Here is a 14,456-nt window from a genome sequence, read left to right on the forward strand (position 1 = left end):
TATTCTTTACGAAATGCGTATAATCTAGGTTCTTGATATATCGACTGTAATCCTCCCAGATCTATCCGTCTTATACCACTGTCTTGGAGCCCCTACTATTTCCATGATTATTGATATCAGATGTAGAGCTATAGTGAAGTTCAAATAAAGCGCTGACAAAAATACGTAGATATACTCAATCATATGCTTCCTTGATATCATTGTAATAATCAAGAATGTTAATAACGAAGAAAACGACAGTATAGATCCTATGAGCAGATGAACCTGGAATGTGTAAATAAACACTAACGAGTAATTTGCTAAGCTTAAGACCATGAATATAGGTGTTCCTACTAACATTATAGCGTCGAATAGTTTCCAAGTAATCTTAAACCTCGATAACCTTACAGTTAGCTCGAAATTGCCTCTGTACCATCTTAATCTCTGTCTGATCAATGAGGAAAACATAGTTGGTACTTCTCTCCAGCTTTGAACTGATGGTGAATATGAGATCAGGTAGTTTAACGCTGTCAATTTAAGGCTGAGATCGAGATCTTCAGTCAATACGTTCTCATTCCATCCTCCTACTCGATCTAACGCCTCCCGCCTTATGAAACTACATGTTCCCTCTAATGGGACGAACAGTCCCAGTCTAGCCCTACCTGAGATGGAGTATTCACTGAATAGCTCCTCTAATGATGCCAACCTACTAATTATGCTTTCCCTTACATTTATTGGTACCAACCTCCCCTGAACAGCCCCTATTCTTGCATCCGATTCGAATTTTTGCGCAACGTATCCTAGAACGTCAAGCCTTGGGACCGTATCAGCGTCAAAAACTCCTATTATATCTCCTCTAGAGATCTTTAATCCATAATTCAAGGCCTTGCTTTTCCCGTTAATTACATCAGCCTTCTCAAGGTGAATACATTTTACAATACTGTACATTTCAGCGTATCTGTTACACACTTCTAACGTGTTGTCAACAGATCCGTCTTCGATCACTATAATCTCATACTTTGATCTATCGTATTCCTGGTTTACAAGTCTGTCTAGAAGCCTCCCTAAAACTTTTCCCTCGTTGCGAACCGGCACTAACAGGGAAAATGTAGGGCCTGAGGTTGATTTAATCTCTGCAGTCTTCCATGTTAACCCATAAATCGCAAAAGACGAATTGTAGACACTCCAGATGGACACTATGATACTCAATGAAATTATAATGTCGTCAAGCATTGTAGTTATATCTCAGAACTATTAATTATGTTTTGTCTCAAGTCTTTAAAACTAGTTCTTTCTCGGGTGTAAAAGAGAGAATTGTAGCTCCATTATGAGGGTACTTAATGGATCTCCATGTGAAATGTTAAACCTTGTGGACTAATTTTCACTCTATTATGAATATCTGTATTCTCTATAGGTAAAATAAGCTATTATAATTACCTCATAGTTTATTTTTGCATAAGGTTAACAAGACTTACAATCATGTTGTTGAAATGAAGAGAATATCTAAAAATAACATAACGATAAGTTACTTTTAAACTGTTCACATCTTTAGGTAAAACGTGGTAATTAGAGGTCACATTAACCTCATTTGAGCTAAATCTGAAATTATTTCTTTCATTTCTAATGTGGTAAAAGCAATGTCTATTTTAGCTCTTCGTAATCCATAATTGCTTCTCCTCTCCATTATCTTTCCTATTCCATATAAGGCCAATCCTGTTGCAGTAGTTACGTGAAATGGATCGTCTAAACCGAAGGCAATGAACTTCCCCAGCCCTTGAACTACTTTTCCTCTTGGTTCATAATCACCTAAAAGTTCTCTCATACATTTGTTATCGAAATCTGCCGTTTAAATAGCATCGGCCTTACTAACTTGGTGATTCCACTCCTAATCTCCCTTCTGAAATACCCACCTTTACAATATGTAATATTAAATTAGGATTACTTTGAATAAATTTCCATCCCTTATCACTAATATACATCAATACAAGCTTTAATGTATAGCCCGTTGTATATCAACTATAAGACAGATAATACTTTATTTTACCTTTTGGAAATAAAAAGAGTAGAATCATGGTGGCTTTACATCTATAGCTGCTACTGGGCATACATTAACGCATGCCATACAGAATATACAAGCCTGTTCGTTTATCGGATCGGCCTTCTTCTCACTAGCTGGATGCCCTGGAGTATCATACCATTGAAATACATTAACTGGACAGGCAGTAATACAAGATCCATCCGCAAGACACAAATCGAAGTCTACCCCAACTATCGTTCCGTGGATACCCAGAGCCTTCTCTTTTGGAACTGGAGGTGGATCTGCAGGGGCGTAAACTTTATGACCGGAATGATCCCCTGTTACCTGTCTTGAGGTCCTGAAGTTCGGGTCTATTCCCATGGTTATCAAGCATCATGTTCAATAATCCTAAAAGAGCTTTACCCCGAATATTTTCGTTATCATTATTTGCTTTCAATTCCTTTTAAAATTATAGCCTCGTATAAACAACATCGCATTAAACGCGTCAGATAGTTTAAGAAGAATTATTAAGAACATAAAATATACTTCAAATTAAAAATATTTCTTGAATCCCGTAACACATAACTGAGGCTACCAACTATCTGTGGACAGTTTGTTTGAGCTATGAAAGTCGTTAAGAAGGATTAGCCTACCTTAGGAAGTTCCCATTTTCTGAAAATTGCAATTAACCTTAGAGTTGAAACGAATACGAAAGTCCATAGCACAGAGTACCCACTTCCCAGAACATAATAGACGGGATAAAATAACAGCCCACCTAAAATGGTGGGGGTTGCATAGAAATCCTTTCTCAATACTATCGGGATTTCATTTGAAAGGAGATCTCTTATTACACCGCCTCCTACTGCAGTCACAGATGAGATTATTGCCACACCTATCACGTTTAGGTTGTGCTCAACAGCTATTTCAGAACCAATTGCGGTGAAAGTGCCTAATCCTATCGCATCTGCGATAAGCAACGCTTTGGTTAAGTTTTCTATGTATTTGTGAAAAACGATTGTTAGAAACGAGCCTAAAATTGCTAAAAGCGGATAGGAGATTGTCCTCAAGTTACTGGGAGGAAACACCCCTAGCATAACGTCTCTGATTATACCTCCAGCTAGGGCTGTTGAAAATCCTAGTACTAAAACCCCTAGAAGATCTAATCTCTTCTCAAAAGCCTTAAGTGAACCTGAGATAGAGAAGGAGATTATCCCGACGAAGTTGAGCACAGACAATAAAGCTCCTAACATTATTTTTGGTTCACCTTTTCAGATTATGAATTTAAACCCTCCAAGTTTAAGATCTTGTCACAAAGCGGAACAACCTCTTTGTCGTGAGTAGCTATGATCAGTCCTCGTTTTTCCTCTCTTAATATATCCACCATATTCATAAATGAGAGGAGTCCGTCTCCGTCCATTGCGGTAGTCGGCTCGTCCAATCCGATAACTTTAGACCCCGAGGCGTAAGCCGATGCTATCAATACTCGCATCTTTTGTCCTGCACTAAGAACGAATGGACTTTTCTCTTTCAACTCTTTAATTCCGAATATTTCTAATGCTGAATTGTCTCCAACCTCTTTCTCTACTGTTTCTTGAAAGAACTGGAGATCTGGATTTTGAAATATAGAATAAATCTTTTTATTTTTAGCCATTTTTCGCAAAATAGTTGTCTTTCCTGAGCCGTTAGGACCCAATAAACATAGTACCTCACTTTCTCTTAACTTTAGCCTTATTCCTATATCCAGATCTAATATGTCATCCCCAAGCTTCTCGCTCCTTTTAGGTTCCAGTTTAAACCCCCTTAGACCGTTTCTCCTTAAAAAATTATCATCAAGTAACTTATCCTTTTCCACTTCTCTAACGGCTTTTGAAAGTAAGTACACTCTTTGAACCAGATTTATAATCTGCTTCGTTCTATGCTCCGCTACACCACTTCCCTTTGGTATTGCGTCTAAGACTAATTTGATGCCTTCCTCATCTAAGTTTGATAACGGTTCATCAAATAGTACATATTTCGGGTTGCTCGAAAGAATTGAGGCGATAGCATATCTTTTCTTGTACCCATCAGAAAGCTTGAAGAAGCTAATCGAGTAATAGGTTTTCATGAGTCTCTGAGCTATTTCCGTATTAACGTTATGGTAGAACGACATTATTTTTAGCTCGTCCTCTAACGTATTAGCTAATATCTGAGTATTAGGATCTTGAAATAGTGCAGAAAGGATGCTGTAATCCTTTATGGAACAGAAATCCACACCGTTCAAAAATATGTTATGTTTGTCGCACAAGATGGAATTTATAAGCGTAGTTTTGCCGCTACCGTTTCTTCCAAGAATCCCAACTATTTCGTTATCCTCAATCTCTATTTTACCGGATAGATAGGGATGGTTAATGACAAGCAAAGCGCTACAACCCCTATACCAATTGCAACTAAATCTTGAATAGAAGGATTGATCTCTATTTTTCGCTTGAAGTTTCCGTATAGTTTAAGAGTGTACGCCTTATACAAATTTTCTGCAACCCTTATCATTTCAACTAGAATTGGCCTAGCTAATTCCTCTATATTAAATCTCCTCCTTCTGCTCCTCCTGTAAAAGAAGACATTTGTTGACAATTCATAAAAAAAGGGTACGTAGCTTAGAGTTATTACTAATGGAATTCCTTTCTCTCCAAGTAAGGAAATTATAGATACCCTATCTAAGTGCTCTGAAAAGGCTAGGAAAACATTGATAAACGTGAAAGCTCTCATGATATAAACGTAAATACTTACATCGCGGAAAGCTGAGACTATAAAAAAGGACAGTAGCAGAGAGACAGTCTCAGCAACTATAAATAGACGCTTTCTATAAAGCACACTAAGGCTGAACGCAACGCTCCAAAGCGGCGATATGTAGGAGGAAACTATTATGGAGATACCAAAGATAATCGCGTACCAAACCTTCCACTTCACTTGATAACACCCGAATTAATTAGGAATTTTCCTAGGCTATTAGAGATTATACCCATTATTGCGCTTTCCAAGAAATATATGATACTAAACACTACTAAAAGCATTGAAAGATCTTGAATCTTAGGTATGCCTAAGAAAATAAAACCAAACAGAACACTGAGAACACCAGCCAAACCTCCCGCTAGGGTAGTATTAATCACCACTGCGCTGAGCCCTCTATAACCTATCTTTCTTGATACCATTTCAACTACTATGCCGACCACTAGAAAAGTTACACTAAGGAAAAACAAGAAGAAAACTGCATAGAGAATTGAATTAATCAATCCTACCAAGAGAGGTCCATTTTTCTGATTTATAGCCTGAATTGCTATAGAAATTATTATTAAGGGAATGGTTAGAGTTAAAACTGGATCTAAAAATACGCTCAGCACATAAAGAGAAGCGGAGAGACTCATCGCGGCCGCTACGCCAAATGATGCTACAGAGAAAACTGAAGCGTATATTACACTCTTTCTATCCATTTCATTCTTTCCTATCAAAGGATTTGGTATAAAGTTTATGTGAATAAATCTTATCAGATTTTATCTTTGCGAATCACATTCATCTTCCCTTTAGCCTTATTAACCATAACTTGAGCTCATCCAGTCCAAAAATTTATATCGAGGGACTCATGAAGATAGAGCGGGGCCCGTAGCTCAGCTAGGTAGAGCGGCGGGCTTTTAACCCGTAGGCCCCGGGTTCGAATCCCGGCGGGCCCGCCACATTTAAACTTACCTCATGTCTAAATAAACATCCTAAGCTTTGGCGTTCTGAACGTTAACGTATATCCTGTTCCCATCAGATTCAAATCTAATCTTGTTTAGAAATCATATAAAAGTAGGGGATAAGGTAAGGGCATTGACTTAGCTTGCGAAAACCAATCAAACCACCCTGGAAATAATCCCTATAGTAGCTTTTCTTTTTCAATCTGAAATAATAATATGAATTTTAATTATAAGAAAACCTCTTTTATAGTGATTACGTGAAGGGTAGAATGTTTCTCTCAGGGTCAGCTGAAGCGTTTTTAACCCCCATAAAACAATCATATACTAGTGCGGGGATGCCCGAGCTGGTCCAAGGGGGCGGACTCAAGACCCTGCGGGTGATCCGCTGGCGAAGGCCATCCGGGGTTCAAATCCCCGTCCCCGCATACCATTTAATATAGATCTTTTTAGATACCTAATTACTAAAGGTAGAAAATGAGAGTACTTACACGATGGAGATTTTGATCTAAATCAAAAATTATGATAATGTGGCGGGCTCGCCGGGATTCGAACCCGGGACCTACGGGTACCTCCCATAGTGGTTAAGAGCCCGTCGCTCTACCTGGCTAAGCTACGAGCCCATTGAGTAGAGCTAATATTTTTGTCATCTCTATATATTTAAAGTAAACGTAGGAACACCATAGGCTACAGTTTCAATGTAAATAAGTCTAATTTTTGATAAAATTTCTTAACAATGTTAGCTATCGAAAAATTCTATACGATTAAAGAAGGGAAAACTTTCTGGAGTTCATAACTTTGGCTCACCGATTAGATAGACAAGTTGAGATTAGGTGTCTCAGAACTATTGAGAGACATAAGAGGATCCTGAAAGTCAAATAAAGCGTATCCCTAGTTTAAAGGAGGGAAGAGTTATCGTAGGACATGAAAAGGTTTCATCTTTAACTCAAGGAGGCCACTTGGAAAAGCAGAAACATTCAAATCAAGCTAAGGAGAAAGGTTATGTAATATTTCAAGTTTCAACAGTGCTGGGCTTAACGAAAACAGAACAACTTTCTGAAACCTTTAGATGCAAGGGAAAAAGAGTATCTAAAGTGGTAATCTTCTATAGAGACTGTCTAACAAGGTTTGACATTGAGTAGGAAAATGTTCATTACTGAGGAAACAGGGTTAGAGAGGGAAGAACATAGCTATTATGCTTAGCATGAACTTTCAAAACAGTTATAGGCTAGGACAAACGTGTTCGAGGATTAAAGGGACTTCAAGGGAAGCATTAGGACAAAAACCAGAAAAGAACAGACGAAATAGTAAACATGATCGCATTAGGCTTCAAAACTTGTTGATTATGAGCCCTTATGGAACGGAAACAAGACAACGTTTGTTAAAACTCTTATGCGCATCAAAACTTGTTCCAGACTTGTTGCAATGGAGACCTAAGACGAACGATATTTGAATGTCCTTAGCTGCATGCTTTTAATTGAATAGGTGAATGCGGTCAAACATATTTGGCAATTTCATTAAGATCCCGAGAGTTACACGTTTGTCCAGAAGGGCTGATGAGCTCACTAATGAATCCGTGGAAAAGACTGTGAGGCTTGTTCAGTGTGGATTCTATACGTAACCATACTTGGTTCAGAACTCCATCTGATAGTGCGTCAAGAACTTTTAATTTATATTCAAATAAAAAACATAGATTTAAAATAGAAATACCTATTATTTCAGAGTTAAGATTTTAACTTTACAGATTTAGAAATTACTAAATATATATAATAAAATAATTTAAATGATCAGCGCACAAGTCAGTTATTTCATCGCCTTAGATATAACCGAGTAATTTCAAGGCCTCTTGAGTTGCCCTTTGAACCGCTTGTCTGGACGTCAAGGTGGGTCTCCAACCCAAACTCTTAATCTTAGTGATGTCTAACAACATAAACCTTACATCTCCTTTCCATCCTCTACCATCACCAGAATCAATGTACCTGTGTACTGGATTCAGTTTCATTTCACTCTCCACCGTTCTCGCTATTTCTTCAACTGTAATCCAATCATCGTTCCCTACATTAAAGTCGTTGTAAGGCTCTTTGTTTCTCTCCTCTAAGAGAAGAATTGCGTCTATTAGATCCTGAACGTGAAGGTAACTTTTCTTTTGCTTACCGTTTCCTAGGATTTCTAGCTCTGTTGGATTTTTCATTAATTTCTTAATGAAATCAATAATTACTCCATGTGATGTTCGTCCACCAGTTATATTAGCTAACCTTAGAGATACTGAAATTAAATCATAATTTCTAGAATAAAATTGTACCATCTGCTCGCCCATCAGCTTAAATAGACCATAGTTAGATATTGGCTTCAGCTCTTCAGTCTCGGGGGTAGGTACTTTAGCTTCTCCGTAAACTGTTGAAGAAGAGAAAAAGAAGAAAGATCTACAGTCGGACTTTCTGGCCATCTCTAGTGCGTTAAGAGTAACCTTAACGTCTCTCTCAAAATGTTCCTCCACATTCTCCATTGACGTTTTAACGTCAGGGTTAGCAGCTAGATGGAAAACTGTTCCGCATTCCTCAATAATAGGATGACCATAGCGTAGATCTGTCTTTTCGAACTTGACTGAAGGGTTTAAGTATCTCCCATATGATAGATCGTCTATAACTATTACGTCCCTGCCTAAAGATACTAACTTGTCTACAAGGTGTCCTCCTATATAACCTGCTCCTCCAGTAACTACGTCTACCATGTGTGTTACGAAATAGACATGACCGCGAAAGTAAAAGAGCTTTCTGCTGAATTATCCTCGTCTCTTAAAGCCCTGTCGTGACACATCCTTATGAGTTCATCAATCTCGTAAAATGGAATGGAATTTAACTGGGTTTGTCTGAACGCAACTGCCCAACTTTTCTAGATATCTCCTTGATTATTTTTACCTTAGAGTTAACTTTCCTAACCGCAACAAGACCTCTTATTTTGCTAGCTGGATGAACCTTGTCGACCTCTATAGGGTCTAGGCCTAATTCCCTACATATATCTACTAGTTCTTTCAATCCTATCTTAGCCTTCAGAGCTCTTCTTCCTTTCGCTCTGCTTGGAGCGGTAAAGTAGGCCAACCAAATTACTAGTCTTTCCCCTTCATAATCTCGCATACTCATTGCTGGATCAGAACCGCATTTATAACTCCGTGTTGACCTGGCCTAGATGTCACTATAGCCCTACCCATTTCAGTTCTTATTATAGATCCCTTTACTATTATGCCTCTTCTAGCGTACTCTCTATTAGCTCTACTCTCTAAAACCTCCTGAATTTTAACCTTCTTAATAGAACCGTCCCCTGGATTCAGCACGTTTGCGTAAGAAACATAGGTTAACCTAACTTTAAAGTTTCCACCTAGCCCTCTAGTTTTCTCTCTTACATCCTCGTTAGATATCTTTGTCTCAGTTGGTTGACTCCCTATCTCATGTTTCCTCTTGCCTCTTGAAATGTTTTTCTTGCCACCTGTGATCTTTCTAAGATCCCTTCCCTGATATACACCCATTATGCTTCACCATCTACTTCGTTACTTGATTAAAAAAATTAAGCTCCATATCTCCTTGCCCTCTTCTGGTAGGCTCTGATCGCTCGCCAGAGATCTATTTTCCTAAAATCAGGCCAGTAAGCTTCACAAAAGAAGAGTTCAGAGTATGCCAGATGCCACAATAAGAAATTACTTATTCTCATCTCACCTGACGTCCTTATCACAAGGTCAATGTCCTCTAGTTCCTCATCGTAGAAGTATTTCCTAAAATCCTGCTCACTTATTGTATTAATGTCTCCCTTTTCAAAGTCTTTCAACATTCTGGAGACAGCGTCTAATATTTCTTGCCTTCCACCATAACAAATGGCTAAAGTTAACTTTCTTTTATCATAAATTGAGGATCTTGTCATTACCTCATTTACAGTGGATCTGAGATCTTCGCTTGTCATTTCCAATTTACCAATAGCTCTAACTCTGACTTCATATTTATCTATAAATTCCTCTGATATCATTTCTTTAATACCTTTCTTTATATAACCCATTATTATATCTAACTCAGTTTTGGTTCTTTTTGTACAGTTCTCAGTAGATAGAGCAAACACTGTTACGTTCTTTACGTTCAGGTCAAGCAACCAGATTAAAACTTCTCTTAACTTCTTATATCCCATCATATAGGCTTCATTAACTGAAAAGTTGTTGTATCTAGCCCACCTTCTGTTTCCATCTGGTATTATTCCAACGTGGTTAGGTATAGGACCGTTCCTTATTTCTCTCCACAGTACTCTTTCGTATAGCGGATAGAGAGGCCTCATTAGTTCTTTGAGCATAATTCTTCTAGTGAATTTACATAAGTCATTGTAGCTATATATATTTCATCCAGAGTTATTCTCTCAAATTCTGTATGTTCTAACCTTGAATCACCAGGACCGTAAGTTGCTATGCTTGGAGTTATGGATGCTAAAATGTTCATATCGCTAGTTCCTGACTTTTTGACAAGAGAGGGCCTCATACCTTGTCTTATCAATCCTCTCATCAATGATCTCACTAAAGGGGTAGATGGAGAGACTTTAACTGGATGTATAAGCTCTCCTATCTCGATATCGCATTCGTCGAATTCTTCTTTAAATTTCGATAATATATCATTGTAGTTGACTTCGTACGGAAACCTGATATCGAAATGAACGTAGAGATCCTCGGGTGTCACATTAGCTGAGCTTCCGCTCCTTAAAATGGTAGGAACTATGGTGGGCAAAGAATACTCTGAATGCAACTGTGAAACTTTCATGATGCTAGGTATACGTTTCAATATAACATTGTCATGAGACGAAGAGGAATGTTCTGGGTTTCCCTTACACTTAATAGACAAGCGCATTAAGCCTCGATACTCGATCGCAATGTGAGTCGTGTTTGTTGGCTCTCCAATAACAATATGAGAGAACCTCCTAGACGATGATAGGAGTTCTTTGGCTCCCTTACTCATGTTCTCCTCATCAGATAGAGCGGCTATCTCTACGCCACACCCTAAGTCGTTAAGTATCCATCCCGCCAATATCATTGACGTAAGCGGTCCCTTTGCGTCAACTGCTCCCCTCCCTGAGATAGTTTCACCGGAAACAGAAGGTTCGATAAACCCTTGAACAGTGTCTATATGTGAAGCCAGAAGAATTTCACCTCTACCAAGAAGATAGGAGTTAGACTTTGTTACATTAAGCTTTAGGTTGAATTCCTTTTCTATCCATTCGAATACCTTTAGTGCTTTATCTTCGGACCCAGAGGGAGTGTATACAGATAAAAGTTCTTCAAGAAGCTTTCTTCCCTTCTGTTTCAGCGATTCCTTTTCTAAGTGCATCAACAGCCCACTCCATGTCCTGATTAGATATCACGTAAGGAGAGAGGAATCTAACAGTCGAAAGCCCAGCCTTAAGAGACAAGACGCGATTATCCTGAAGTACTTTTATTGTAGTACCAGGGTTTAGCCTTAGATCAACTCCTATCATCAAGCCTAACCCCCTCACCTCTCTAACAGATCTGAAGTCCACTAGAGCTTCTTTGATCATTTTAATGAAGGTATTACCCTTAATTGCAGCCTGCTCTGGAACCTTTTCTTCCTTAAGGACTTCAGAGGCAGCCTTAACGGCTGCTAGAGCCATAGGATTTCCCCCATAAGTAGTTCCATGATCGCCCTCTCCCAGCTTCTCTGCTATATGATCTGGAAGGAAAACGGCGCTCACTGGAAACCCGCCACCTATAGCCTTACCTGCTGTCAGAATATCAGGTTTTATCGAAAAGTGCTGATATGCCCATACTTTACCTGTTCTTCCAAATCCTGACTGTACTTCGTCCGAAATGAGTAAGATCCCTTTTTTCTCGGTCTCCTCCCTGAGCGCTTTAGCGAATTCTTGTGTAGCTGGTATCACACCTCCCTCTCCTTGTACGGGTTCGAAGATGACCGCGGCTGTACTATTATCTAATTTTTTCAATCCATCAATGTCGTTGAAGTCTAGAAACTCAATCGGAGATATCAAGGGTTCAAAGGGATCTCTATATTTCTTATTCCAGGTGACAGAAAGAGATCCCATTGTTCTTCCGTGAAATGAGTTCTTAAAAGCGACGAACTTCTTCCTTCCAGTAATTTTCCTGGCCGCTTTAAGAGATAGCTCTACCGCCTCTGTGCCGCTATTAAGAAGGAAGATGTTATCCATCCCGTCTGGTTTCAGAACGTCTATCTCCCTCAGCATCTCATCCCTAACGTCTATGTCAAATGCGGTTGTGAGGGTCATTATGTTATCCAACTGCCTTTTAAGATGTTCTACAACTTTAGGATTCCTGTGTCCTAAAAACGCGACTCCATGACCAGAGTGCAGATCTAGATACTTTTCCCCATGGTCATCCCATACGTACTGACCTTCTCCCCTCACAATCCTTAGCCCTCTACTCCCGTAAAATGTTACTAATTTCATCTCCTTATCGCCTCATTTAACTTATGTAGAATAAAATTACTTAAATTGAATTGATTCACTCTGACTGTGTTCTTAAACTCCGGTACTCCGTTTACTTCGCCTATTAAGTATCCTCGTTCCTTATCCTCAAACACATCTATTCCCAAGAAGAACCCACCTATTACTTCTTTAACTTTTATCGTCAGTTCCTTCAGTTCTTCATCTATCTTTAGAGGTTTCGCTATCGCTCCTAGAGCCGTGTTCGTCTTCCAGTTTTTTTCATTTTCCCTGTAAATTCCTACTGGTACCTCGTCACCAACAGCAAATATCCTTATATCTCTATTAGGCTTATTTACATACTCTTGAACGTAGTAAATCGTCTTATACTGTAACGTTGTGAATTCTTGATATTCAATTAAGCTCCTCAAAGTATCCTCGTCTTGAGCCCTTGCTACCATCCTTCCCCAGCTACCTTCTACAGGCTTTATAACAACCGGATACCCTAACTTTTTGGCAACCTCTAACGCTTTCTCTCTCGAGAAAGCTATAGCAGTTTTAGGTACAGGGATTCCTCTACTTCTTAATAAAAACGTAGTCATCAGCTTATTCTCACACTTAGAAAGGGTTAACGAATCGTTAAATACTTTAAACCCACTTGTCTCAAAGAGCATTGAAGTTGAAACAGCACGACTATGGCTTGTGTTTCTCTGCAATATAGCTTCAACATCTTGGTATGGTACGTCCTCACTGGACAAAAAAGTTACATCTTTTGTAAAAATTGGTATCACTTTAAAGCCAGATTTCCTTCCCTCTTCTATTATATTTCGTTCTTCCCATCTGAGCAGATCATAGGATATCCCTAATATCACTCTCCCCAATCCTCTCCTATTTGTTCTGCTAACCTCAGAGAGAGCCTGTTATGATCGTTAAAAACCTCCAGCTGGGCTCCACATTCATGCTCTACTATTTCTCCTGGTAGTGCATTATCATCCACTTGGACTTCTCCTCCACAAACTGGACATTTTAATGATACCATTGTAGATCGAAAGACATTCTATAGTTTAGTGTTCAAAAGCTTTTATGAAAATAAAAGGTTCGAATCTAAAACCATGTCCTAAGGATTATAGTACTATTTGTACCCATAACACCTTGTATACTTCTTATTTCATCTATCGTCCTGTTTATAGACGATATGTTTATCCCCCTAACAATCACAATGATATCGTAATCCCCTGTGGTTTCATATACTGTTTCTACTCCAGGTGTTTTAGCTATCTTCTTGGATATTTCAGGAGTTGGGATCTGAGGAGTTGATTTTACCATAACTATGGCTTTCACTTCATTCTCCAGCTCATAATCTATCGTAAATCGTTTTATGACGCCTAACTTGGTAAGCTTCTCTATCCTTTTCCTTATTGCAGCTTCGCTAACCTTGAGGTCTTTGGCGATTAAGGTGTAAGGGGTCCTGGCGTTCTTTTTTAGAACGTCTAAAATCTTGATATCCTTTGAGTCTATTTTCTCGCTCATGAGATATCAGTCCCCCTTCCTGATAGGGCAGAATTGATAGCGTTAGGAACTAACCCTGATCCTATTACTACTCTCTTAACGCCAGCTTCTACAGCCTCGGATGCCATAAGCAACTTTCTATTCATACCAGGACCTATCTTAGATGATATGTCCTTGGCCTGATCTCTCGTTAGAGTAGTTACAACTTTTCCATCGAGGAGAACTCCGTCTACATCTGATAAAAGTATTAAAGCCTCGGGCTTGAGAGCCTTAGCTACGTTAAACGCCATCTGATCCCCATCTACATTCAAAGGAACTCTTTCTTCCATGTCTATAGCTATTGGAGAAATTATTAACACATCAACTAATGAAATTAGAGTGTTAATGAGCACGGTATTAACTGATGATATCTTGCCCGTGAAGCCTCCATCAATGATCCTTTTCTTCCCCCTTTCATCTAAAATCATGATCCTTTTCTTCCTAGTTGCAACAACCGATGCTCCGTCTACACCTGAAATGCCCATTGATTTCCTTCCCTTTGTAGTAAGCAGGGTGACTATTCTCTTGTTAATTAAGCTCATTACCATGACATATATATCGAGCTCTTCTTTGCTGGTGTACCTGCTCCTTATACCTTCGGGCGAGGTTACAAAGGTGGGCTCAATTCCCATCCTCTTCGTGTAATCGTTAACTATGTCTCCACCTCCATGAACTAAAATTAGCTTTCCATCATAACTCGCTATACTATCAATTATGTTATCTAACGCGTTCTTAACTACCCTTCCTCCTATCTTTACTACTATCAT

The 14,456-nt window shown here is 38.9% G+C and carries 17 protein-coding genes and 3 tRNA genes; 2 read left to right on the plus strand and 18 right to left on the minus strand.

Translation table 11 applies throughout. The features are described 5' to 3' along the window. Nucleotides 1-24: 24 nt before the first annotated feature. The 7 genes from MCUP_RS08920 to MCUP_RS08950 all read right to left on the minus strand — a co-directional run bounded on the left by MCUP_RS08920 (nt 25) and on the right by MCUP_RS08950 (nt 5,481). Nucleotides 25-1,212 carry a glycosyltransferase family 2 protein gene (locus tag MCUP_RS08920; RefSeq protein WP_013738490.1) on the minus strand — a complete coding sequence of 396 codons (1,188 nt, stop codon included), beginning with the start codon at nt 1,210-1,212 and terminating at the stop codon, nt 25-27. Nucleotides 1,213-1,552: 340 nt separating this feature from the next. Beyond that, nucleotides 1,553-1,801: a hypothetical protein gene (locus MCUP_RS08925; RefSeq protein ID WP_013738491.1), complete on the minus strand. Its 249-nt coding sequence runs from the start codon at nt 1,799-1,801 to the stop codon at nt 1,553-1,555. Between the two features lie 246 nt (nt 1,802-2,047). Beyond that, nucleotides 2,048-2,377: a 4Fe-4S dicluster domain-containing protein gene (locus tag MCUP_RS08930; protein ID WP_013738493.1), complete on the minus strand. Its 330-nt coding sequence runs from the start codon at nt 2,375-2,377 to the stop codon at nt 2,048-2,050. A gap of 263 nt (nt 2,378-2,640) precedes the next feature. Further along, complete coding sequence (locus MCUP_RS08935) at nt 2,641-3,246, minus strand: trimeric intracellular cation channel family protein (protein WP_013738494.1); 606 nt, start codon at nt 3,244-3,246, stop codon at nt 2,641-2,643. 23 nt (nt 3,247-3,269) lie between these two features. After that, complete coding sequence (locus MCUP_RS08940) at nt 3,270-4,394, minus strand: ATP-binding cassette domain-containing protein (RefSeq protein WP_013738495.1); 1,125 nt, start codon at nt 4,392-4,394, stop codon at nt 3,270-3,272. Then, on the minus strand, nt 4,355-4,942 hold the full coding sequence (locus MCUP_RS08945; RefSeq protein ID WP_013738496.1) for a hypothetical protein: 588 nt from the start codon (nt 4,940-4,942) through the stop codon (nt 4,355-4,357). The genes MCUP_RS08940 and MCUP_RS08945 overlap by 40 nt, the downstream gene beginning before the upstream one ends. Further along, on the minus strand, nt 4,939-5,481 hold the full coding sequence (locus MCUP_RS08950; RefSeq protein ID WP_013738497.1) for a hypothetical protein: 543 nt from the start codon (nt 5,479-5,481) through the stop codon (nt 4,939-4,941). Before MCUP_RS08950 ends, MCUP_RS08945 begins: the two co-directional genes overlap by 4 nt. Before the next feature lie 145 nt (nt 5,482-5,626). Between MCUP_RS08950 and MCUP_RS08955 the strand changes: the two genes are divergently transcribed. Both MCUP_RS08955 and MCUP_RS08960 read left to right on the plus strand, forming a co-directional pair. After that, nucleotides 5,627-5,703: transfer RNA gene (locus MCUP_RS08955), tRNA-Lys, on the plus strand. Between the two features lie 332 nt (nt 5,704-6,035). Continuing rightward, a tRNA-Leu gene (locus MCUP_RS08960) sits at nt 6,036-6,131 on the plus strand. A gap of 103 nt (nt 6,132-6,234) precedes the next feature. Here the strand turns inward: MCUP_RS08960 and MCUP_RS08965 are convergent. The 11 genes from MCUP_RS08965 to MCUP_RS09020 form a co-directional block, all read right to left on the minus strand. Further along, a tRNA-Lys gene (locus tag MCUP_RS08965) sits at nt 6,235-6,326 on the minus strand. Between the two features lie 1,193 nt (nt 6,327-7,519). Continuing rightward, on the minus strand, nt 7,520-8,434 hold the full coding sequence (locus MCUP_RS08975) for an NAD-dependent epimerase/dehydratase family protein (protein WP_013738499.1): 915 nt from the start codon (nt 8,432-8,434) through the stop codon (nt 7,520-7,522). Nucleotides 8,435-8,558: 124 nt separating this feature from the next. Further along, nucleotides 8,559-8,837, minus strand: a complete 279-nt coding sequence (locus MCUP_RS08980; protein ID WP_237697990.1) for a hypothetical protein — start codon at nt 8,835-8,837, stop codon at nt 8,559-8,561. Nucleotides 8,838-8,839: 2 nt separating this feature from the next. Continuing rightward, complete coding sequence (locus MCUP_RS08985) at nt 8,840-9,226, minus strand: 30S ribosomal protein S8e (RefSeq protein ID WP_013738501.1); 387 nt, start codon at nt 9,224-9,226, stop codon at nt 8,840-8,842. Nucleotides 9,227-9,264: 38 nt separating this feature from the next. Then, nucleotides 9,265-10,032, minus strand: a complete 768-nt coding sequence (gene uppS, locus MCUP_RS08990) for a polyprenyl diphosphate synthase (protein WP_013738502.1) — start codon at nt 10,030-10,032, stop codon at nt 9,265-9,267. Next, nucleotides 10,017-11,054 (minus strand): N-acetyl-lysine deacetylase, encoded by a 1,038-nt coding sequence (locus MCUP_RS08995; RefSeq protein ID WP_013738503.1) that lies wholly within the window; start codon nt 11,052-11,054, stop codon nt 10,017-10,019. Before MCUP_RS08995 ends, uppS begins: the two co-directional genes overlap by 16 nt. Further along, nucleotides 11,005-12,165, minus strand: a complete 1,161-nt coding sequence (lysJ, locus tag MCUP_RS09000; protein WP_013738504.1) for a [LysW]-aminoadipate semialdehyde/glutamate semialdehyde transaminase — start codon at nt 12,163-12,165, stop codon at nt 11,005-11,007. Before lysJ ends, MCUP_RS08995 begins: the two co-directional genes overlap by 50 nt. After that, a complete protein-coding gene (gene lysX / locus MCUP_RS09005; protein WP_048057793.1) occupies nt 12,162-13,013 on the minus strand; it encodes a lysine biosynthesis protein LysX in 852 nt (283 codons plus the stop codon). Before lysX ends, lysJ begins: the two co-directional genes overlap by 4 nt. After that, nucleotides 13,010-13,180 carry an alpha-aminoadipate/glutamate carrier protein LysW gene (lysW/argW, locus tag MCUP_RS09010; RefSeq protein ID WP_013738506.1) on the minus strand — a complete coding sequence of 57 codons (171 nt, stop codon included), beginning with the start codon at nt 13,178-13,180 and terminating at the stop codon, nt 13,010-13,012. The genes lysX and lysW/argW overlap by 4 nt, the downstream gene beginning before the upstream one ends. A gap of 65 nt (nt 13,181-13,245) precedes the next feature. Beyond that, complete coding sequence (gene lysM, locus MCUP_RS09015) at nt 13,246-13,671, minus strand: HTH-type transcriptional regulator LysM (RefSeq protein ID WP_013738507.1); 426 nt, start codon at nt 13,669-13,671, stop codon at nt 13,246-13,248. After that, nucleotides 13,668-14,456, minus strand: a complete 789-nt coding sequence (locus tag MCUP_RS09020) for a [LysW]-aminoadipate/[LysW]-glutamate kinase (protein ID WP_013738508.1) — start codon at nt 14,454-14,456, stop codon at nt 13,668-13,670. The genes lysM and MCUP_RS09020 overlap by 4 nt, the downstream gene beginning before the upstream one ends.

Source organism: Metallosphaera cuprina Ar-4 (assembly GCF_000204925.1).
In the GTDB taxonomy this organism is placed as follows: domain Archaea; phylum Thermoproteota; class Thermoprotei_A; order Sulfolobales; family Sulfolobaceae; genus Metallosphaera; species Metallosphaera cuprina.